Below are 20696 nucleotides of genomic sequence, written 5' to 3'. Positions count from 1 at the left end.
CGTTCAGTGGCATCACGGCCGGTCTCTACGGATCCCGCTTAGTGGTACCCGGTCTCGGGCGTCACCTTGCCGCGGAAGACCCAGTACGTCCAGGCCGTGTACCCCAGGATGATGGGGATCACGAACAGCGCCCCGACCAGGATAAACAACTGTGCATCCGGGGACGACGCCGCATCCCAGAAGGTGTGGTCCGGCGGCACCACATACGGCCACTTGCTGACCAGAAGCCCCAGATAGGTCGTAATGAACAGGGCGATCGTCGCTACGAACGGGATCCCCTCGTCACGCCGCCGCACCGCCCGGATCAGTATCCAGGCGGACAACAGGGCCAGCGCCGGCAGGACCCACAGGTACTGCCAGGTGCCCATCCAGCGTTCCATCACCTTCGGGTCAATAAACGGCGTGATCAGGCTCACCGCCGCGAACACCACCAGGACCAGGGCCAGCAGGCCAGGCACCACGCGATAGGCAAAGGCCTGGGTCTCGCCATCGGTCTTGACGATCAGCCAGGTCGCGCCCAGCAGCGCATAGCCCGCCAGCAGACCGATACCGGTCAGCACGGTGAACGGCGTCAGCCAGTCCAGCGGCCCGCCGGCAAAGCTCAGACCCTCCATCTCGAAGCCCTGGATGTAGGCGCCCACCACGGCCCCCTGGGCAAACGCCGCCACCGCCGACCCCGCGGCAAAGGCCACGTTCCACAACCCCTTGGAGGTATTGGCCTTGAACCGGAACTCGAACGCCACCCCGCGGAAGATCAGCCCCGCCAGCATCAGGAAGACGCCGATATACAGGGCCGGCAGGAACACCGAGTACACCAGCGGGAAGGCCGCCAGCAGCCCCGCCCCGCCGAGGATTAGCCAGGTCTCGTTGCCGTCCCAGACCGGGGCGACCGAGTTCATCATCACATCGCGCGAGGTCTCGCCCGGGGCGAACGGGAACAGGATCCCGACCCCCAGATCAAACCCGTCCATCAGCACGTAGGCGATGATGCCGACGGCAATGATGACCACCCAGATCAGCGTGATATCAAGCGTGGTTTCCATGGATCAGCTCCTTGCAGCGCCGGTAGCGGCGTCGTCGATCGAGGTATCGGCCGCGGACCAGGGCCGTTTCGCGTGGGCCGGGGCCTGCCGGACCTCGGTGGTCTCCGGTCCCTTCTGCACGATACGCACCAGGTAGTAGACGCCAGCCGTGAACACGGCGGCGTAGACCAGCACGTAGCCGATCAGCGTGAACAGGGCCATGCCTCCCGTCAGCGCCGGGGTGATGCCCTCGGCATGGGTCATCACGCCGTAGACCAGCCAGGGTGCGCGCCCGGTCTCGGTCACGAACCAGCCGGCGACCACCGCGATGAACGGGGCCGGGATCATCCAGGTCAGACCCCGCAGGAAACGCGGCGAGGCGAACATGCGGCGCCGGAAGCGCAGCCAGGCACCGGCCAGCACGAACAGGATCATCACCATCCCGATCGCGACCATGATGCGGAACGACCAGAAGGTGATTCCCACCGGCGGGCGTTCCTCGGCGGGTACCTCCAGCAGGCCAGGGACCTCGCCATCCAGCTCGTGGGTCAGGATGAAACTGGCCATCTTCGGGATACCGATCTCGAAGTGGTTGGTCTCGTTGGCCGAATCCGGGATCGCGAACAGCAGCAGCGGTGCCCCGCGTTCGGTCTCCCAGACGCCCTCCATCGCCGCGACCTTGGTCGGCTGATGTTCAAAGGTATTCAGGCCATGGATGTCGCCCACCACCAGCTGGGCCGGGGCCGCCAGCAGCAACACCCACATCGTGGTGCCCAGCGCCTTGCGGTTGACCAGCACATCGCGCTGGCGCAGCAGGTACCAGGCCGAGACGCCGGCGACCACGAAACCCGCGGTCAGCAGCGAGGCCAGGCCCATATGGAAGAAGCGCGGCCAGAAGCTCGGGTTGAAGATCGCGGTGATCCAGGAGGTCACGTGGAAGACACCGTCCTGCAACTCGAAGCCCACCGGGGTCTGCATCCAGCTGTTGGCGACCAGGATCCAGAACGAGGAAATGAAGGTACCCAGCGCCACCATCAGCGCCGCGAACAGGTGCACGCCCTGCGGTACCCGGTCACGGCCGAACAGCAGCACGCCCAGGAAGGCCGCCTCGAGGAAGAAGGCCGTCAGCACCTCGTAGGAGAGCACCGGCCCGAGGAAGTTGGCGGTCGCATAGGAGAACGCACTCCAGTTGGTCCCGAACTGGAACGACATCACCAGCCCGGAGACCACCCCCATCCCGAACACGACCGCGAAGATCTTGATCCAGAACTTCGAGATCTGGGTGTAGATCGCATCGCCGGTCTTCCAGGCGCGAAACTCCAGGAAGGCGATGAACGACGCCAGCCCGATGGTAAAGACCGGGAAGATGGCGTGAAACGAGACCACGAATGCAAACTGGATTCGTGATAGCAGTATGGGGTCGAGCTCCATGGCGTTCCTCCATTGTCAGGGTGCGCCGTCCGGACGCAGCTACCGCGTCCTTACAAGTACCGTGCCAGCAAGCCCGCCTCCCGCTCGCGGGCCCGGCAGGCGGCAACCGGCCTCGAAGACAACCGCCCGCACCCGCTCGCCACAGCGCCGCTGTGACTGCCATTCATGGCAGCAAAAACCCCACAACTGCCATTTGTGGCAGTCCTGTCGTGGCACAACCCGCCGCCAGCGGCAGGCGCGAGCGGGCTCTGCGATCTGGCACGCAACTTGTAAGAAAACGGCAAGCAGGGCGCGTCAGACGCCCGCCTTTCATAACAAGAGTGCACCGCAGGAACCGCGGTGCCGGACGACGGAGATCCAGCATGTCCCAGCCCGAACAGCGCGAAAATCGCAGCCGCCAGCAGCAGTCGACCGAGGCCCTGGCTGCCGCCATGGACCGCAGCGGCCTGTCCCGCCGCGACTTCCTGAAGATCGCCGGTGCGGCCGGCCTGGCCTCGGCGACCGGCGTACAGGCCGCCCCGGCTCAGGCCGCGGTCTCGACACGGGCACGTATCGTCGTGCTGGGTGGAGGCGCGGCCGGCCTGACCATGGCCGCGCGCCTGCGCGCCCTGCTCGATGGCGCCCGTATTACCGTGGTGGAACCGAGCGAGATCCACGACTACCAGCCCGGCTGGACCCTGGTAGCGGCGGGCGTCTATTCGGTCGGCGAGGTCCAGCGGCGCAACGAGCGCTATATCCCGCGCGGGGTGGACTGGGTGCGTTCCGCCGTCGCCGCGATCGACCCGGAGTCGCAGCGGGTGGAGACGGTCGATGGCGACCACCTGGACTACGACTTCCTGGTGGTCGCAACCGGCCTGCACCTGGACTTCGAGGCCATCGACGGCCTGCGCCGCGAGGACATCGGCCGCCCGGGCCTGACCAGCATCTACGCCAGCGCCGAGGCCGCGCGCGATGCCTACGAACAGGTACGCACCTTTGGCGAGCGCGGCGGCGTGGCCCGCTTCACCATCCCGGGGACGCCGATCAAGTGTGCCGGCGCCCCGATCAAGGCCACCTTCATCGCCGAGAGCCTGCTGCAGAGCGCCGGCCAGCGCGGAGATGCGGAGTTCCACTACCACACCGGGGCAGACCGCCTGTTCAGCGTCGCGCGCTTCGACACGATGGTGCGCGACCTGTATGCCGAGCGTGACATCGCCGTGAACGAGGATGGGTTTCTCGCCGCGGTCGATATCGACGCCCGGCAGGCCACCTTCCGCGGGACGAACGGCAACGAGGAGACGGTCGACTACGACTACCTCCATGTGACGCCGCCGATGCGGGCCCACGGGTTCGTGCGCGAGGCCGGGCTTGCCGTGGAGGATGGCGCGCTGGCCGATGGCGGCTGGCTGGCGGTGGATGATCGCACCCTCCAGCACACCCGCTATCCGAACATCTTCGGCGCCGGCGATGTGGTCGCCACCGCGATCGGCAAGACCGCCTCCACCGTGCGCTCCCACGGCGCGGTGATGCCGGACAACCTGGTGGATGTACTGCAGGATCGCGAGCCATCGCGCGAGTTCGACGGCTACACCTCCTGCCCGCTGATCACCGAGGTCGGCAAGGCCGCCCTGGTGGAGTTCGACTACAGCCTGCAGGAGGTCCCGACCTTCGGCTTCATCGATCAGGGCGAACCCAGCTGGATGTGGTGGCGTCTGAAGGTGCACATGATCAAGCCGCTGTACTTCAACATGCTGCGTGGGCGCTACCTGCGCTAGGGGGAGCCTGACTGATGTCCGCACGCCCAATCGGTCCGCTCGCGCTGCGTCGAGCCCGGATGCCCGTCGTCCGCACGCGATGAATGCTACCGCCAGGGAGTGGCTGCGCCAGCGTGCCCGCCCCCATCGCCGCTGGCTGTGGATGTCCGCGGCCGGCTCCCTGATCGCGGCCGGCGCGACGATCGGCGTGGCCGGCATCATCGCCCAGGCCGTGTACCAGGCCCTGTTCGCGCCCGAGCGCCTGGACTGGGCAGCGGTGCTGGCGGCCGGGCTCGTACTGATCGTGCTGCGCTACAGCGCACAGGGACTGCGTGACCTGGCCGGCCAGCGGCTGGCCCACGCGGTCAAGGGCCGCCTGCGCGGCGAGCTGCTGCATCGCGCCCGCGAGGCCGGTCCGGCGCGGCTCGCGGCACAGGCCACCACCGGCGAATGGATCGAACGCTTCCAGGCCCGCGGCGAGGACCTGACCGGCTACTACGCGCGTTACCTGCCCGCGCTGCAGGCGGTCATCCTGATCCCGCTGGCGATCCTGATCACGGTGTTCTGGCTGGACTGGCTGGCCGGCCTGCTGCTGCTGTTCGCCGCCCCGCTGATTCCGGCCTTCATGGCTATCGTCGGCATGGGGGCCGAACAGATCCATCGCCAGCAGCAGGCCGAGCAGGACCGTCTCGCCGGGCACTTCCTGGACCGCATCCGCGCCCTCGACTGGCTGCGCCGGGCACGCGCAATCGAGGCCACCCAGTCCGAGGTGGTGGAGCGCAGCCACCATCAGCGCCGACTTACCATGCGTACGCTGCGGGTGGCCTTCCTGTCCTCGGCCGTCATGGAGTTCTTCAGCGCCGTGGCCATCGGCATGGTCGCGATCTATGTCGGCTTTGCCCTGTTCGGGGCGCTGGACTACGGCCCGGCCGCGGAGCTGACGCTGTTCACCGGTCTGTTCGTGCTGCTGCTGGCGCCGGAATACTTCCTGCCGCTGCGGCAGTTCGCACAGAGCTATCACGACCGCGCCGGTGCGCTCGCGGCAGCCGAGGCTCTGGCCCCGCTGACCGCGCCCGCCGAACACCCCGCCGCCAGCGCCGCTCCGGCCATCGAGCCGCCCGAGACCGACCCGACCGGCGCGATGCTCGCACTGGAGGCCGTCAGCCTGCGCTATCCCGGCCAGGACGCACTCGCCCTGCCCCGGACCACGCTGACCGTCCAGCCCGGCGAATCCATCGCGATCACCGGGCCCAGTGGCGCGGGAAAATCCACCCTGCTCGCCCTGTGTGCGGGGTTCCTGCAACCGGACGAGGGACGCGTACGGCGCCATGGTGATGCGCAATCGTTCGTGTGGATCGGACAACAGGCCCACCTGTTCCACGGGACCCTGCGCGAGAACCTGCAGCTGGCCCGCCGCGAGCCCCTCTCCGATGAGGAGATGGGCTCGGCGCTGGCGCAGGCCGGCCTGCCGCTGCAGGCGGCGGAGCTGCCGGACGGGCTGGATACGGCGATTGGCGAGCAGCGCCGCGGCCTCTCCGGCGGCCAGGCCCAGCGTGTCGCCCTTGCCCGCGGCCTGCTCTCCGGCTACCGGCTATGGCTGCTGGACGAGCCCACCAGCGCACTCGACGCGGCGACCGAGCGCGCATTGCTGGACACCCTGTTCGGGCTGGCCCGGGAACATGGGCTCACGCTGGTCGTGGCCACGCACCACACGACGGTGCAGGCCCGTTGCCAGCGGACCCTGAATCTCGTGGGGGATCGGGATGCGTAGGGACGGCTTCCGGGATCTGCGCTTCCTGCACGCGGTCTTCCGGCAACGGCGGCTGTGGTACTGGGGCGCCTGGGCCCTGCTGGCCCTGACCTGGGTCGCCGGGATCGCGTTGCTGGCGCTGTCCGGCTGGTTTATTACGGCCACGGCCCTGGCCGGGGTCGGCCTACTGGCCACCCTCGACGTCTACATCCCCTCGGGCGGCATCCGTACCGCGGCCATCGCGCGCACGCTGGCGCGGTATTCCGAGCGGCTGGTCAGCCACGAGGCGGTGCTGCGCAGCCTCGCCGACCTGCGGGGCCGGACCTTCCGGGGCCTGGCGGCCCGTCCCGCCGGCTGGGTCCGCGCCTATCGCAGCGGCGACCTGCAGACCCGGCTGACCGGGGACATCGACACCCTGGACGCGATGCCGCTGCGGGTCGCGGGCCCGATCATCGCCGCTCTGCTGAGCCTGCTGGTCACACTGGTCATTGCATTCTGGCTGGCGCCATGGCCGGCGGCGGCGCTCCTGCTGGTGGCCGGCACCCTGACCATGCTGGTCTCGCTGCTGCTCGCATGGGTCGGGCAACGTGACAGCCGCCAGTTGGTACGCGCCCGGGCTCATGAGCGTATCGCCCTGGCCGACTACATCGGGGGCCTGGCCGAACTGATCGCCTTCCAGCGGGCGGGCGATACCGAACAGGCGCTGGCGCGGCAGAACCGCGACCATGCCCGGCGACTGACCCGACAGGAGTCGGTGGGCACACTGACCGAGCCCGTGGTGCAGGCGGTGGTCGCCGTCTCGGCACTGCTGATGCTCCTGCTGGCCCTGCACTGGTACACGCAGGGGCTGATTTCAGCACCTGTGGCAGTCCTGCTGCCCCTGATGACCCTGGGCCTGGGCGAGGTCCTGGGCAGCCTGCCGGGCGCCTGGTGGCGGGCCGGCGAGAGCCTGGCCGCCGCGCGCCGCATACGGCATGTGGTCGCGCGGAAGCCCCTCCCGGCCGATTTGCCCGAAGGGGGTGAACGGCAGGGACACCCGCGCCTGTCCGCGCAGGGCCTGGTGACGGGATTCGAGGCCGGCCGCCCGCTGTCGGCACCGCTGGACCTGGCACCCGAACCCGGGACGCCGCTGGTCGTGACCGCCCCGAGCGGACACGGCAAGAGCACCCTGCTGGACACCCTCGCCGGCGAACAGGCGCCCCTGGCCGGGTCGGTCCGGATCGGGTCGACACCCATCGAGGCCCTGTCGGTCGATGCCCGCTATGCCCGGATCAGCTATCTGCCGCAGACCCCGCACCTGCCGGACACCCGCATCCGCAACATCCTCGCGCCCGGTCCGCATGACGACCACCAGGACGAGGCCCTGTGGGATGCGCTTCGGCAGGTCGACCTGGCCGACCGGGTTGGCGCCGATGCGGATGGACTGGACGCCCGCATCGGCGAGGGCGGGCAGCACCTGTCCGGTGGCCAGCGTCAGCGCCTGGCGCTCGCCGCCATACTCCTGCAGAACCGTCCGATCGTGCTGCTGGACGAACCCTTTTCCGGTCTCGATGCCGCCACCATCCAGCGGATCCTGCAGCGCCTCCGGCCCTGGCTGGCTCGGCGCCAATGCATCCTCGTGACCCATGCCCCGGACGCGCTGCCGCCGGACTGGACACGTCTGCTGCTACCGCGCCCCGCGCTGCCCCGGACGGGTTCTGATTCGGTTACTACTGCTTAGGGAAACACGGACCGGGCTCAACGCCCGCCTTGCGCTGCCGCGGCCCACTCGCGGAGCGCGGCAACATCGACACAGGGGCCCGGCAAATCCGGCCCCCGGAACACCGTTGCCGGACACTGCGGCTCGCCAAATCCATCCAGGACAACCAGGGCGCCGGTGAAGTCCTGCTCGCGCGTGTAGTCGTTCGTCGTGACCACCACATTCAGCCCCGCCCCCCGGGCTGCGCGCACGCCGTTGTCCGAGTCCTCGAGGGCCAAGCAGGCCTGTGGCGGCAGATCCATCGCCTCCAGGGCGTGCTGGAAGATATCCGGGGCGGGCTTTTTCTCCGGGACGACGTCACCGGCAGAGATCACCTCGAAGCGGTCCGGACCCTCTTCGCCCAGCGTCGCCTCCAGCAACGCGGTGACGTTCTCGGGCGTCGTGGTGGTAGCAATCGCCAGGCGCAGTCCTGCCGCCGACGCCTCGTCGAGCAGACGTTCGACCCCCGGCCGCAGCGGGATCGCGCCGGTCTCCAGCAGCGCCACGTAGTGCCTTGTCTTGGCCGCATGCAGGTCCCGGATACGCTGATCGATTTCGGGCTCGTCCAGGATGTCGGGATGATCCTCCGAGAGGTACTGGCGGATGCGTTCCTTGCCACCCGTCACGCGCAACAACTGTCCGTAGCGCTCGACGCTCCACTCCCAGTCCAGCCCGGCCTCGGCAAACGCCTGGTTGAATGCGACGCGATGCCCGTCGCGCTCGGTATCGGCCAGTGTGCCGTCGACATCGAAGATCAAGGCCTTCAGTTCCTGCATCCGGGTTCCTCTGGATATGTGGCTGATAAAGTGGGATTCGCTCCGGGCCCCACACAAAAAATACTGGCACGGGACTTGCCCAGCCGGGCTGTCTCTGATACTAAGTGCGCCTTATTTTTCCAGCCGGAGAGAATGCCCGCATGGCTGCTGACAAGAATCAGGACCACCCCTCCACCAAGCACATGGTTGCCGGAGGCATCGCGCCCTACGAGCCGAAGTCCGGCGAAGAGTACATGAATCCGGATCAGCTCGATCATTTCCGCAGCCTGCTGCGGGCATGGCGCCAGGAGCTGGCCGAAGAGGTCGACCGTACCGTGGGCCACATGCGTCAGGACGCCGCGAACTTCGCGGACCCGGCCGACCGCGCGACCCAGGAAGAGGAGTTTGGCCTGGAGCTGCGTGCCCGCGATCGCGAGCGCAAGCTGTCGAAGAAGATCGACGAGGCCCTGCGCAAGATCGACACCGGGGACTACGGCTACTGCGAGACCTGCGGCGTCGAGATCGGCATCCGCCGCCTCGAGGCACGCCCGACCGCCACGATGTGCATCGACTGCAAGCAGCTGGCGGAGATCAAGGAAAAGCAGATGGCCTAGGGAGACGCTGATTTAATCGCACGTCCGCGCTCGAGTCGCTTTTGCGTGGGAACAAGGCGCGGTGACTGCCGTGCAGTCATTCTGCACAAGGGAACCGCAACGCCGTTCCCACGCAAAAGCGGCCGAGCCCCTGCTTTCAATGGCTTGTGGGGTTGGTGCCCCCTGTTCCCCGATCCTGCGTTGCGCCCCGCATTCATCAAAAACGGGCGGGTAGAACCACTACCCGCTGCACGACGCGCCTTGTCTCGGAAAACAGGGGGCACCAACGCGGACGTGCGATTAAATCAGCGTCTCCCTAGCAGGTCATCCGGCGGCAGGATGGCTGTGCCATGACTACCGCCAGCTCGAATCAAGGCGCCCCCTATGTGGGGCGCTTTGCCCCTACCCCCTCCGGCCCGCTGCATGCGGGTTCCCTGTTCGCCGCCGTTATCTCGTGGCTGGACGCCCGCAGTCACCACGGCCGTTGGCACCTGCGTATCGACGACATCGACACCCCGCGCGTCCAGACGGGCGCGGAGTCCGCGATCCTTTCGGCACTCGAGGCCTTCGCCCTGGATTGGGACGGCCCGCCCACCCGCCAGAGCAACCGCACCCCGACATACCAGGCCGCGCTTGAGCACTTGCTAGCCCGGGACCTCGCCTTTGGCTGCGCCTGCACCCGGCGCGACCTTGCTCACAACGGCAAACCGGGCTGGGAAGGCCCGATCTACCCCGGAACTTGTCGTCAGGGTCCGCCGGCCGGACACCCGCCGCGGGCCTTCCGTGCCCGTGCGGCGCAGTCACACTGGGACGTGGAAGACCGTTTCCTGGGCCCCGTCGCCTTCGACCTCGAGGCCCTCGGCAGCGACTTCGTCATCCGCCGCGCGGATGGCCTGTTCGCCTACCAGCTGGCCACCGTCGTGGATGATCTCGGGTTGGGCGTGACCGACGTGGTGCGCGGAGTCGATCTGCTGGGCTCCACCCCCCGTCAGATGCAGCTGTATCAATCGTTGACCACGCCCTGGCCGCGTTACGCGCACCACCCCGTGCTGATCGGCGCGGGTGGCCAGAAGCTGTCCAAGGCGGCAGGCGCCGAGGGTCTGCGCGAGGACACCACACGCGCCCAGCTCGCCTCAGTGCTGACCTGCATCGGGCTGGCACCCAGCGACCCCGACTGCCCCGACCGGCCCGCTGCCCAGCTGGCCGAGGCACTGGAGCGCCTGACCGACCGTCCCCTGGCCACTCGCCTGCCACTCACTACCGGCGTGCCCGTCCGCGAGCCAGGGAAACACTGATGAATGTACACGCTCGCGTTGGCACCCCAGGTTTTCCGAGACAAGGCGCGTCGTGCAGCGGGTAGTGGTTCTACCCGCCCGTTTTTGATCAATTCGGGGCGCAACGCAGGATCGGGGAACCTGGGGTGCCAACCCCAAAAGGGCTCGGCCGCCGGTTGTTATCAAAAACGGGCGTGGGAACTGCGTTGCGGCTCCCTTGTGCAGAATGACTGCACGGCAGTCACCGCGCCTTGTTCACACGAAAAAAGTGACTCGAGCGCGAACGTGTACATTCATCAGTGTTTCCCTAGGGGGTAGACTGCGGCCATGCTGCGCCTGTCCACCCCCACATTCGCGCCACGGCCTGCGGCCCGTCACAGGCCGGATCGGCACACTCCGGGGCGCTGACCTTGCAGTCTTCACGCGCAATCCTCGTCGCCCTGCTGGGCGCCTTGCTGTTCCTCAGCCCACTGGTCATCTGGGTCGCGCACCTGACGCCGGCCTGGTGGTGGCCATTCGCTGGCTGGGCGGCATTCATCGTCCTGGTTGCCGTTGTCTTTGCCGGGGGTCGCCGTGACCCTTAGCCTGGGCCTGATCTACGCCGTCGGCGTGGCCTATCTGGCGCTGTTGTTCGGGATCGCCTTCCTGGCCGATCGCGTTCCGCGCGTCGGGCGCATCGCGGCCAACGGCTGGGTATTCAGCCTGTCGCTCGGCGTCTATGCCACGTCCTGGACCTTCTACGGCAACCTCGGCTTCCTCGCGGACCATGGCTACCTGTACCTGACGATCTACCTGGGCGTGACGCTGGCCTTCGCCGCTACCCCGTGGCTGCTGCGCCCGATCCTGCGCCTGACCCGCGAGCAGCAGCTCACATCCCTGGCGGATCTGTTCGCATTTCGCTATCGCAGCCGCTGGACCGGCCCCATCGTCGCGCTGTTCATGCTGGCCGGGGTACTCCCGTACATCGCGCTGCAGATCAAGGCGGTCGCGGAATCCGCCGGCGTCCTGACGGCCGAGACGCCACCGCACCTGCTGGCCCTGACCTTCAGCGCCACCATCGCGTTGTTCGCGATCCTGTTCGGCGCCCGCCATATCGCACCGCGCGAGAAACACGCCGGCCTGGTGCTGGCCATCGCGTTCGAGTCCATCGTGAAGCTGGTGGCGATCCTCGGCATCACCGCAGTCGCGCTGTACGCGGTCTTCGGCGGGTTTTCCGGCCTGGACACCTGGCTGACCGAGAATCCCGAGGCCGTGGATGCGCTGTACGCGCCGGTACGCGAGGGCGGCTGGTTCGCGATGATGATCCTGGCGTTTGCCGCCGCCTTCCTGCTGCCGCGCCAGTTCCACATGCTCTTTACCGAGAACATCAACCCGGCGGCGCTCAACCGGGCTGCCTGGGCCTTTCCCGCCTTCCTGCTCCTGCTGAACCTGCCGATGCCGGTGCTCTACTGGGCCGGAGAGGCGGCCGAGCTCGGCATCGACACCAACTACTACGCAATCGGCATCGCCGGCATGGTCGACTCGCCCTCGCTGGCCTTGCTGGTGTTCATTGGTGGTCTCTCGGCCGCCAGCGCAATGATGATCGTGACCACGCTGGCCCTGGCCCACATGGGGACCAACTACCTGTCGCCACTGACGCGCCTGCACGACGAGGACAGCGCCGCCGCCAACCTCTATTCCCGGCTCCTCTGGGGTCGACGCCTGTGGATCGTGTTCATCATCGGTCTGGGCTACGCGTTCTACGGCCTGCTGCAGGTGGTCGAAGGCCTGGCCCAGCTGGGCCTGATCTCGTTTGCCGCCGTGGCCCAACTGCTACCGGGGCTGATCGGGCTGATGCTGTGGAAACAGGCCAACCGCGTCGGCTTCCTGCTGGGACTCTGTGCGGGCATCGCAGGCTGGCTGTTGACGCTGGTGCTGCCGCTGATGGCCAAGGCGGGGATCGTTGCTGGCTACCCGGACCCACAGGGAATGCTTCGGGCCGAGGCCCTGGACCCGTGGACCTTCGCCCTGATGTGCAGCCTCGGCATCAATGCCGTGCTGTTTGTGCTCGGCTCGCTGCTGACCCGCCCCAACCGCGAGGAGACCGAGGCCGGGCGCGCCTGCTGCCCCAACGAATCGGCCGGGACCGGCGGCGGCCTGCCGCTGGCCGGCGATGTCGCCGAGATGGAGACCGCACTGGCCGCCACGCTCGGTGCCAGCGCTGCCCGTCACGAGGTCCAGCGGGCCCTCGACGATCTCGGCCTGCCGCGCCACACCCGTTCGCGCGGCGACCTGCGCACGCTGCGCGAGCGCATCGAGCGCAACCTTTCGGGCCTGCTGGGCCCGGTGCTCGCCCGCATGATCGTCGACCAGCACCTGCGTCTCGACGCCGCCGGGCGCCACACTCTGAGCGAGAGCCTGCGCCGGGTGGAAGAGCAACTCGAGACGCGCGCCCTGCCCCTGTCGGGTCTGGCGGCCGAGCTGGACGCCCTGCGCCGCTTCCACCGCCAGATCCTTCACGAACTGCCGCTGGGGGTAGCAAGCCTTGGCACCACCGGCGAGATCACCGGCTGGAACCAGGCCCTGGCCAAACTGACCGCGATCAACACTGACCAGGCCATCGGATGCAATCTGCAGCAGCTCGAGAGTCCCTGGGCGGGGCTGCTGACCGCCTTTATCGAGAGCCCGGATCGCCAGTGGTACAAGCTCAACGTCGATCTGCCCGATGGCAACCGGCGGCTGAACCTCCACAAGTCCGCACTCCAGGACGAGCATGGCCGGCTGGAGGGTCGCATCGTCCTGATCGAGGACATCACCGAGCGCGCCCAGCTGGAGTCCGAAATAGCCCACGGTGATCGCCTGGCCTCCATCGGGCGCTTTGCCGCCGGGGTCGCGCACGAGATCGGCAACCCGCTGACGGGCATCGCCTCGCTGGCGCAGAACCTCCCGCTGGAGGAGGACCCCGAAGAGGTCCGGGGCACCGCCGAGGACATCCTCGCGCAGACGCGGCGCATCAATGCGATCGTGCAGTCGCTGGTCACCTTCGCCCATGCCGACGAGGGCCCCTCCGCCGGGCATTTCGAGACCATCGCGCTGGATGCCATCGTCAACGAGGCGATCCGCCTCACTCGCCTCGCCGGGCGCAAGGACCTGCGCTTCGAGCTGGACGGCCTCGAAGGCCTCTATCTGCGCGGCTCGCACGCGACCCTGCTGCAGGTGTTCATCAACCTGCTGACCAATGCCGAACAGGCCTCACCCGAGAATGCGACGGTAGCGATCAGCGCCAGCGCTCGCGGTCGCAACATCCACCTGATCATCGACGACCGCGGACCGGGCATCGAGGAATCCAGCCTGGAGCGGCTGTTCGAGCCATTCTTTACCACCAAGCCCGCCGGCCACGGCACCGGGCTCGGCCTGCCGGTGGCCTACAGCATTGTGCGCGACCACGGTGGTACCCTGATGGCCGCGAACCGCCCGGACGGCGGTGCGCGCTTTATCCTGATCCTGCCGCGACACAACCCCGATGGCGACCACGCATGACGCGCATCCTTCTGGTTGACGACGAAGCCCCGATCCGCCGTGCCGTGCGCCGGTTCCTGGAGCATCACGGGTTCCAGGTGCGGCTGGCCGAAGACCTCGCCAGCGCCCGCACCGCCCTGCGGGAGGAACTGCCGGACCTGATGCTGGTAGACCTGCGCCTGCCCGACGGCGAGGGCATCGAGCTACTGGCCGAGGCCGGCCATACCCCCACCGTGATCATGACGAGCTACGCCTCGGTCCCCTCGGCCGTCACCGCGATGAAGGAAGGCGCGGCCGACTACATCGCCAAGCCATTCGATCACGACGCCCTGTTGCTCACCCTGCGCGCGGCGCTGCGGGGGGTCCCCGCCGCAACGACGGCGGGCAGCGACCGCGATGCCGACGACGACAGTCTGGGCCTGGTGGGCGACAGCGTGGCCATCCAGCGCCTGCGTGACCAGATCCGCCGGGTCGCGACCACTCAGTCCACCGTACTGCTGCGCGGCGAGTCGGGCACCGGCAAGGAGCTGGCTGCACGGGCCCTGCATCGGCTCAGCTCGCGCGCAACCGGGCCGTTTATTGCGGTCAACTGCGCGACCATCCCCGAGGGACTGGTCGAAGCCGAGCTGTTCGGCCATGCCCAGGGCGCCTATACCGGCGCCGTCAAGGCGCGCACCGGCCTGATCCAGGCGGCCCACGGCGGCACGCTGTTCCTGGACGAGATTGGCGAACTGGCCCCGGCCGCGCAGGCGCGCCTGCTGCGCGTGCTGCAGGACGGCGAGATCCGCCCGGTCGGCGCGAACGAAAACCTGAAGGTCGATGTCCGCCTGCTGGCGGCCACGCATCGCGACCTGGAGGCGATGATCGGCGAACAGGCCTTTCGTGCCGACCTGTACTACCGCCTGCGCGTACTGGAGCTGTCCATCCCGCCGCTGCGCGAGCGCCGCGAGGATATCCCGGCACTGGCCCGGCATTTCCTCTCCGATCTGGCAGGGAATGGCGGACCACCCGCCGAACTCACCCAGGCCGCGCAGAAAACACTCGAGTCCCACGACTGGCCGGGCAACGTGCGCGAACTGGCGAATGCCCTCGAGCGCGGCTGGGTGCTGAGCCCGGACAGCCGGATCGAACCGGACCACCTGGGACTGGCCCCGGCTACGGGCAATGGCGACACGACTCCCGGAGGCTCGAGCCTCAATGACTATTTCCGCCGCTTCGTACAACAGAACCAGGCCCAGATGACCGAGACCGAACTCGCGCGCGCCCTGGGTATCAGCCGCAAGACCCTGTGGGAACGCCGCCAGCGCGAGGGCCTGCCCCGCCCTTAAGCGGCCTGGCCGGGCGGCCTGACCGGGTCGAGGAGAGACGCCTTGAGCGACGCACGCCGCGTGTTCCTCGCGCTGTGGCCCGACGACACCACGCGCGGGATGCTGGATGACGAAGCGCAACGCCTGATTGGCCCGGGACGGCCCGTCCCCCGGGGCCACCTGCACCTGACGCTGGCCTTTGCCGGCACCATCCCGGCCACCCAGGCCGACTGTATCGCCCGGGAGATGGGTACGCTGGGGCAGGAGGCCTTTCCGCTCACACTGGACCGGCTCGGCCATTTCGAGCGGGCGCACGTCAGCTGGATCGGGCCCTCCGCGACACCGGCCGCGCTCGACACGCTCGCGGCCCGGGCGCGCGACCTCACCCGAGCCTGCGGCGCCACGCCAGAGGATCACTCGTTCCGGCCGCACGTGACCCTGCGCCGCTTCGCGCGTCCGCCCGAACGCGAGACGCCCGAGCACGCGATCCACTGGAACGCGACGGAGGTCGTGCTGATCGAATCCGGCCAGGGTGGCAACCCCGGCCCCTACAAGGTCCTCGCGCGGGTCCGGCTCAGTTCTTGAGCGTGACCGGGGATGTGAACATCAACAGGCCATAGTCCGCCTCGTACTGCTCCTTGAACTGTTTGGCAATGCGGTCGCACAGGTCCGGGGAACCGACCACTTCAAGCTTGATGTTGCCGCCCTGGCGCCAGTTGCCCCGGCGCTTGCCATGTTTGCCCCAGCCCCGGGTGTCGGACACGGTGTAGCCAGCCGCGCCCTGGCGGCGCACCTCCTCGATCAGAATATCCTCGAGGATGGCCTCGGCCACCACCGTCAACAGCAGCATCTCCTCCGATTGCATTGTCCTAGCCTCCCAGCGAGTAGAGCCACTGGGTCATCCAGAAGTACAGCGGGACGCCCAGGAAGATATTGAACGGGAAGGTGACCCCCAGCGAGGCCCCGATCGACAGCGCGGGGTTGGCCTTGGGTACCGCGATGCGCATGGCCGCGGGTGCGGCGATGTAGGACGCACTCGCGTACAGGGTAGCCAGCAGCAGCGTACCACCCAGGCTCATGCCCAGGCCCCAGCCCAGCAGGATCCCGAGGATCGCCGAGACCACCGGCATCACGATCGCGAACACCACCAGGAACAGCCCGTACTGGCGCACCTCGGCGATCCGGCTGGAGGCGACCAGCCCCATCTCCAGCAGAAACAGGGCCAGTACGCCCTTGAACAGATCGAAGAACATCGGCTCCAGTGGGTCCATCAATTCGGGACCGGCCACGAAGCCGATCACCAGCCCACCGGCGAGCAGGAAGATGCTCTTGCCGAAAAAGACCTCGTGCATGGTCTTGCCCCATTGCACCGGTCCCTTCGTGCCCATGCGTGCCAGCAGGATGCCGATCACCAGCGCCGGCATCTCCAGCAGCACGAGGAAGACCACCATGTGACCCTCGTAGTCGATCCCGCGGGCTGCGAGAAAGGCGACCGCTACCGAGAACGTCACCACGCTGACCGAGCCGTAGTGTGCGGCGATGGAGGCCGAATCCGCGCGCGGCATATGCCCCAGCCAGCGCAGCACTGGGAACGCCAGCAGCGGGATCAGGGCCCCGACCGTCAGCACCGCAAGGCCGGGCAGAATCAGCGGCACCAACTCGCTCTCGGCCAGTTTCACGCCGCCATGCAACCCGATGGCCAGCAACAGATAGATCGACAGCGCCTCGTAGATCGCCATCGGGATCTTGAGATCCGACTTGGCCAGCCCGGCAATTGCCCCGAGCAGGAAGAACAAAACTACCGGATCAAAAGCCATTTCCACCCGTCTCCGTTACTGCGCTGCAGCACCCGGAATATCGTAGGGCAAACTCGAATCAATGTGCATCGATCCGCCGCTGCTACTGGCAGTAAAGCCAGACGGCTTCAGTGATGGGCTACGCTCGTAATGAGTGGTTTGTTCCCGAGCTGCCGGAGGCTGGCCGATGACACGCATCCTGATCCTGCAGGGCCACCCGGACCCGGCCGAAGGCCACTTCGACCATGCGCTGGCGGACGCCTACCGCGAGGGTGCCGAGCGTGCAGGTCTCGCAGTGGATGCGTTCCCGATCGCCCAGCGTGACTTCCCGCTGCTGCGCAGCCAGGCCGAGTTCCTGGAGGAGGCCGTGCCCCCGGCGATCCTCGAGGCACAGGAGTTGATCGAGGTCGCCAACCACCTGGTGCTCGTCTACCCCCTGTGGATGGGCGATATGCCGGCGCTGGTCAAGGGCTTCCTGGAGCAGGTCTTTCGGCCATCCTTTGTGGGTGACGGCGACATGAACCAGTTGCGCCATACCCGGCTGAGGGGCCGCTCGGTGCGTATCGTCGTCACCATGGGCATGCCGGCACCGATCTACCGCTGGTTCTATCGCGCGCACAGCCTGAGGAGCCTGGAGCGCAACGTCTTCCTTTTCTGCGGCTTCAGCCCCGTGCGCCACACCCTGATCGGGCAGTCCGGGGGCAATGCCGCTAGCCGCGAACGCTGGCTGGAAAAAATGAGGGAGCTGGGAGGTCAGGCGAAGTAGCACGACCATCGGTACACTCCCCCGGACCCCCAGCCAACGGACGCGTGTGAACCACAACGATCACCCCCTGAGCGAAGTACCGGACCACGCCCGCAAGGGGTTCTGGTCCATGACCGTGGTCCTGTTCGGGTTCACTTTTTTCACCTCGACCCTCTGGGCCGGCGGCTCGCTCGGCACCGCCTTCAGCTTCGGCGAACTGATGGTGGTGATTGCGCTTGGGAATCTCCTGCTCGGAGCCTATGCGGCCACACTCGCCTACATCGGCTGCAAGAGCGGGCTGCACACAGTGCTGATGGGGCGCTTCTGCTTCGGCGAGTGGGGCAGCAAGCTCTCCGACGTGATCCTCGCGTTCACCCAGATCGGCTGGTACGCCTGGGGTACCGCAACGGTTGCGATCATACTGGTCGAGACCACCGCCCTCCCCGAACCCATGGAGGTCGGACTGATGGTGCTGTTCGGCTTCGCCTTCTGCATCACCGCGATGATCGGCTACCGTGGTCTCGACTGGCTCTCCCGCGTCGCCGTGCCGGTAATGCTGCTGTTTATCCTGTTCACGCTGTTCATTGGCGTGGGCGAGGTCGGCGGCCCCGGCGGTCTGCTGGGGCAGGATCCGGAAACAGAGATGGGCTTCGGCTCCGCGCTCACCATCGTGATCGGGACGTTTGTCGGCGGCGCAACACTGGCGACCAACTGGACCCGCTTCGCGCGCACACCCCGCATTGCGGTGATCGCCACCCTGGCGGCCTTCGTCTTGGGAAATGGGTTGATGGTACTGACCGGCGCACTGGGCGCGCTGATCTATCACGAGGCGGACATCGTCCACGTGATGCTGGCGCAGGGGTTCGTGACCTTCACGCTGCTGATGCTGCTGCTGAACATCTGGAGTACTCAGGACAACACCATCTACAACTTCGGCGTGGCCGGTTGCAATCTGCTGCGCACCCAACGCAGGCGCCTGGTGACGGTACTCGGGGCCGCTATCGGCACGGCACTGGCGGTGGCCGGGATGTATGACTACCTGGTGCCGTTCCTGATCCTGCTGGGGACCTTCATCCCGCCGCTGGGGGGTGTAATCATGGCCGATTACTGGCTGCGCCACCGGGGGCAGTATCCACAACTGGCCAACACCCGGCTCCCGAGCTTTCACTGGCCGGGGCTGCTGGCCTACGCCGCCGGCTCGGCGGCCGCGTACTACTCGCCCGTCGTGCCGCCACTAGTTGGTGTGGTGGCCGCCACCGCGGCCTATGCGGTTCTGATGAACCCGGCCCTGCCCGCCGCGCTGCGGGCGCGACGGGCAGAGAATCGCTAAACCATCCGGGAAGGTTGATCAGAGATCAGGCGTCGGCGGGGTCGGCGGCTCCGGCAGGTCGGACGGATCCGGCAACGGGCCATCCCCCGGCGAGGGCGGGCTGGACGAACGCGGCGGCTTGGGCAGGTCCGGGCTGCTGCCACCGCGCTGCTGTCCCGGGGGTGTTCCGCCATGGCCCGGGGGCGGATTGCCTCCGGCCGGGGTACCACCACTGGCCCCGGGCGAGCCCCCCGGCGGGCCACCGGGGCCCGGTTGCGCCTGAGCGGTGCCGACCGTGAACAAGGCGCCCAGCGCCGCCGCCAATACCCAACGTTTCGTCGACATCATGTCACCTACTCCTTGTGTGGATTCCTGCCCGTGAGTCCGCGCGAAAGGCCCGGGCGTTCCGGCACACCCGAAAAACTGCCAATCCCTTCACACTATGCAGTCGCTTCACGAGACCTTACGCCGTCGTTCCAGGATGAACTCTCATCCCCTGTGCAGGAACCACTCGGTACGCTGACGACTTCGATATCCTGCCAGGGTAGATCATTCACCAGGAGATGCTGACTGATGCAGCGCTTCGAGTCCCGCAACGTCTTTGGTCGCCCGCTGGAACCCTGCGGCACCGATCCCGTCACCGGCTTTTATCGCGACGGTGACTGCGCGACCGGCCATGACGACCAGGGCATTCACACCGTCTGTGCCGAGATGACCGAGGATTTTCTGGAGTACTCGCGCGCCAGAGGGAACGACCTGAGCACCCCCAACCCGGCATTTGGATTTCCGGGTCTGAAGGCCGGGGATCGCTGGTGTCTTTGTGCGGGGCGCTGGCTGGAGGCCTACAAGGCCGGCTGTGCGCCCGGGGTATTCCTGCGCGCCACGCACGAGGAGACGCTGGCGATCATCCCGCGCGATATCCTGGCCGAACACGCGCGCGATACGGCCGAGTAGATAGCGACTCCGAAGGATGCGGAGTCGGCGGAGCTAGCCGGCCACCCGCCGTGCACGGCTCTCGCCGCTGTAGGCGGCCTTCCAGCTCTCGTAGTCGGCCACCAGTTGTTCGACGTCCGCGGCGTCGTACGGGCGCAGGCCGCTCAGCACCAGATGCTTGCTGCCTTCGGCCACGACGGCCTGGTCGATCACCAGCTCGTAGTCGAGGCGGATCTCGCCGCGCTTGCCGTTGACGGTCATCACCGCATCCTTGAGCCGCGGTTCCGGGACACCGGCCGTTGCGGCCAGCGGCTCCGGCAGGCTGAAGCCCATGCGCTCGTACATCACCAGCGGGCGCTTGGGGTTCACCATCACCCCGTGCTCCTCCATCAGCGGCACGAGCACATGCGGGAAATTCTGCCCGGAGAAGCTGACGTAGCTGCGGATCAGCGATTCGATCACATCCGGATCATCGATCACACGCCCGGAGCGCTCGACCTCGATCACGCTCTTGCCGCCGTCTGCCGTAATGGCGAAGGCATCGCCCGGGGTGTCCGGGAAGATCAGCGGCACATGTCCGCCCACCATACTGGTGAAGCGAAAATGCATGTTCGCGCTCGCGCCGAAGGTATCCAGCACCAGGGCAAACAGCAGATCGCCGGGCACACAGAAACGCCGGTTGTCGGCGTCATGGATCGGGTTGAAGTCGCCCGCCAGCGTCTTGGCGAAGTCGCTACCCTGCTCGGGAGTCACCACCACCTGGCCATCCCGGAGTTCGTAGAAATCTTTCAGAAAAGGGGTATGGCTCACGC

19 protein-coding genes are annotated in these 20696 nt (G+C 67.5%); 12 read left to right on the top strand and 7 right to left on the bottom strand.

Going from position 1 to position 20696, the window contains the following annotated elements; all coding sequences use genetic code 11:
• Nucleotides 1-38 precede the first annotated feature (38 nt).
• Nucleotides 39-1043, bottom strand: coding sequence for a cytochrome d ubiquinol oxidase subunit II (cydB, locus tag F791_RS0100160; protein ID WP_018138858.1), 1005 nt, complete (start codon nt 1041-1043; stop codon nt 39-41).
• 3 nt (nt 1044-1046) lie between these two features.
• The gene (locus F791_RS0100155; RefSeq protein WP_018138859.1) at nt 1047-2453 is read right to left on the bottom strand and encodes a cytochrome ubiquinol oxidase subunit I; all 1407 of its coding nucleotides are present in this window, start codon (nt 2451-2453) and stop codon (nt 1047-1049) included.
• 362 nt (nt 2454-2815) lie between these two features.
• Between F791_RS0100155 and F791_RS0100150 the strand changes: the two genes are divergently transcribed.
• The 3 genes from F791_RS0100150 to cydC all read left to right on the top strand — a co-directional run bounded on the left by F791_RS0100150 (nt 2816) and on the right by cydC (nt 7656).
• Nucleotides 2816-4207 carry an FAD-dependent oxidoreductase gene (locus F791_RS0100150; RefSeq protein ID WP_018138860.1) on the top strand — a complete coding sequence of 464 codons (1392 nt, stop codon included), beginning with the start codon at nt 2816-2818 and terminating at the stop codon, nt 4205-4207.
• 79 nt (nt 4208-4286) lie between these two features.
• On the top strand, nt 4287-5957 hold the full coding sequence (cydD, locus tag F791_RS0100145) for a thiol reductant ABC exporter subunit CydD (RefSeq protein WP_018993635.1): 1671 nt from the start codon (nt 4287-4289) through the stop codon (nt 5955-5957).
• Nucleotides 5950-7656 (top strand): thiol reductant ABC exporter subunit CydC, encoded by a 1707-nt coding sequence (gene cydC / locus F791_RS0100140; RefSeq protein ID WP_018993636.1) that lies wholly within the window; start codon nt 5950-5952, stop codon nt 7654-7656. Before cydD ends, cydC begins: the two co-directional genes overlap by 8 nt.
• A 17-nt stretch (nt 7657-7673) precedes the next feature.
• Here the strand turns inward: cydC and F791_RS0100135 are convergent, their stop codons facing one another.
• Nucleotides 7674-8450: an HAD family hydrolase gene (locus F791_RS0100135; RefSeq protein ID WP_018138863.1), complete on the bottom strand. Its 777-nt coding sequence runs from the start codon at nt 8448-8450 to the stop codon at nt 7674-7676.
• 140 nt (nt 8451-8590) lie between these two features.
• Between F791_RS0100135 and dksA the strand changes: the two genes are divergently transcribed.
• From dksA to thpR, 6 genes are all read left to right on the top strand, one after another.
• Nucleotides 8591-9043, top strand: a complete 453-nt coding sequence (gene dksA / locus F791_RS0100130; RefSeq protein WP_018138864.1) for an RNA polymerase-binding protein DksA — start codon at nt 8591-8593, stop codon at nt 9041-9043.
• A gap of 329 nt (nt 9044-9372) precedes the next feature.
• Nucleotides 9373-10317 (top strand): tRNA glutamyl-Q(34) synthetase GluQRS, encoded by a 945-nt coding sequence (gene gluQRS, locus F791_RS0100125; RefSeq protein ID WP_018993637.1) that lies wholly within the window; start codon nt 9373-9375, stop codon nt 10315-10317.
• 389 nt (nt 10318-10706) lie between these two features.
• A complete protein-coding gene (locus tag F791_RS13725; RefSeq protein ID WP_019592028.1) occupies nt 10707-10880 on the top strand; it encodes a hypothetical protein in 174 nt (57 codons plus the stop codon).
• On the top strand, nt 10870-13815 hold the full coding sequence (locus tag F791_RS0100115; RefSeq protein ID WP_018174418.1) for a sensor histidine kinase: 2946 nt from the start codon (nt 10870-10872) through the stop codon (nt 13813-13815). Before F791_RS13725 ends, F791_RS0100115 begins: the two co-directional genes overlap by 11 nt.
• Nucleotides 13812-15122, top strand: coding sequence for a sigma-54 dependent transcriptional regulator (locus tag F791_RS0100110; protein ID WP_018174417.1), 1311 nt, complete (start codon nt 13812-13814; stop codon nt 15120-15122). Before F791_RS0100115 ends, F791_RS0100110 begins: the two co-directional genes overlap by 4 nt.
• Before the next feature lie 42 nt (nt 15123-15164).
• A complete protein-coding gene (gene thpR, locus F791_RS0100105) occupies nt 15165-15686 on the top strand; it encodes an RNA 2',3'-cyclic phosphodiesterase (protein WP_018138869.1) in 522 nt (173 codons plus the stop codon).
• Here thpR and F791_RS0100100 read toward each other — a convergent pair.
• A complete protein-coding gene (locus F791_RS0100100; RefSeq protein WP_018138870.1) occupies nt 15676-15966 on the bottom strand; it encodes a hypothetical protein in 291 nt (96 codons plus the stop codon). The two genes, thpR and F791_RS0100100, sit on opposite strands and share 11 nt — an antisense overlap.
• Nucleotides 15967-15970: 4 nt before the next feature.
• On the bottom strand, nt 15971-16918 hold the full coding sequence (locus tag F791_RS0100095; RefSeq protein WP_018138871.1) for a sodium-dependent bicarbonate transport family permease: 948 nt from the start codon (nt 16916-16918) through the stop codon (nt 15971-15973).
• Between the two features lie 166 nt (nt 16919-17084).
• On the opposite strand from F791_RS0100095, the gene F791_RS0100090 reads away from it, so the two are divergent.
• Nucleotides 17085-17663 carry an NAD(P)H-dependent oxidoreductase gene (locus F791_RS0100090; protein ID WP_018174416.1) on the top strand — a complete coding sequence of 193 codons (579 nt, stop codon included), beginning with the start codon at nt 17085-17087 and terminating at the stop codon, nt 17661-17663.
• Nucleotides 17664-17709: 46 nt separating this feature from the next.
• Entirely contained in the window at nt 17710-18972 is a 1263-nt protein-coding gene (codB, locus tag F791_RS0100085; RefSeq protein ID WP_018174415.1) for a cytosine permease, read from the top strand.
• Between the two features lie 18 nt (nt 18973-18990).
• Here the strand turns inward: codB and F791_RS13295 are convergent, their stop codons facing one another.
• Nucleotides 18991-19296 carry a hypothetical protein gene (locus F791_RS13295; protein WP_081601208.1) on the bottom strand — a complete coding sequence of 102 codons (306 nt, stop codon included), beginning with the start codon at nt 19294-19296 and terminating at the stop codon, nt 18991-18993.
• A gap of 228 nt (nt 19297-19524) precedes the next feature.
• On the opposite strand from F791_RS13295, the gene F791_RS0100080 reads away from it, so the two are divergent.
• Nucleotides 19525-19905, top strand: a complete 381-nt coding sequence (locus F791_RS0100080; RefSeq protein ID WP_019592027.1) for a DUF2237 family protein — start codon at nt 19525-19527, stop codon at nt 19903-19905.
• A 33-nt stretch (nt 19906-19938) separates the two neighbouring features.
• Here the strand turns inward: F791_RS0100080 and F791_RS0100075 are convergent, their stop codons facing one another.
• Complete coding sequence (locus F791_RS0100075; protein WP_018138875.1) at nt 19939-20694, bottom strand: DUF3581 family protein; 756 nt, start codon at nt 20692-20694, stop codon at nt 19939-19941.
• Between the last annotated feature and the right edge of the window lie 2 nt (nt 20695-20696).

The organism is Thioalkalivibrio sp. ALRh, assembly GCF_000381425.1.
In the GTDB taxonomy this organism is placed as follows: domain Bacteria; phylum Pseudomonadota; class Gammaproteobacteria; order Ectothiorhodospirales; family Ectothiorhodospiraceae; genus Thioalkalivibrio.
Note: the sequence above shows the minus strand (reverse complement) of the source record. Positions and strands in the feature narration are given on the sequence as shown.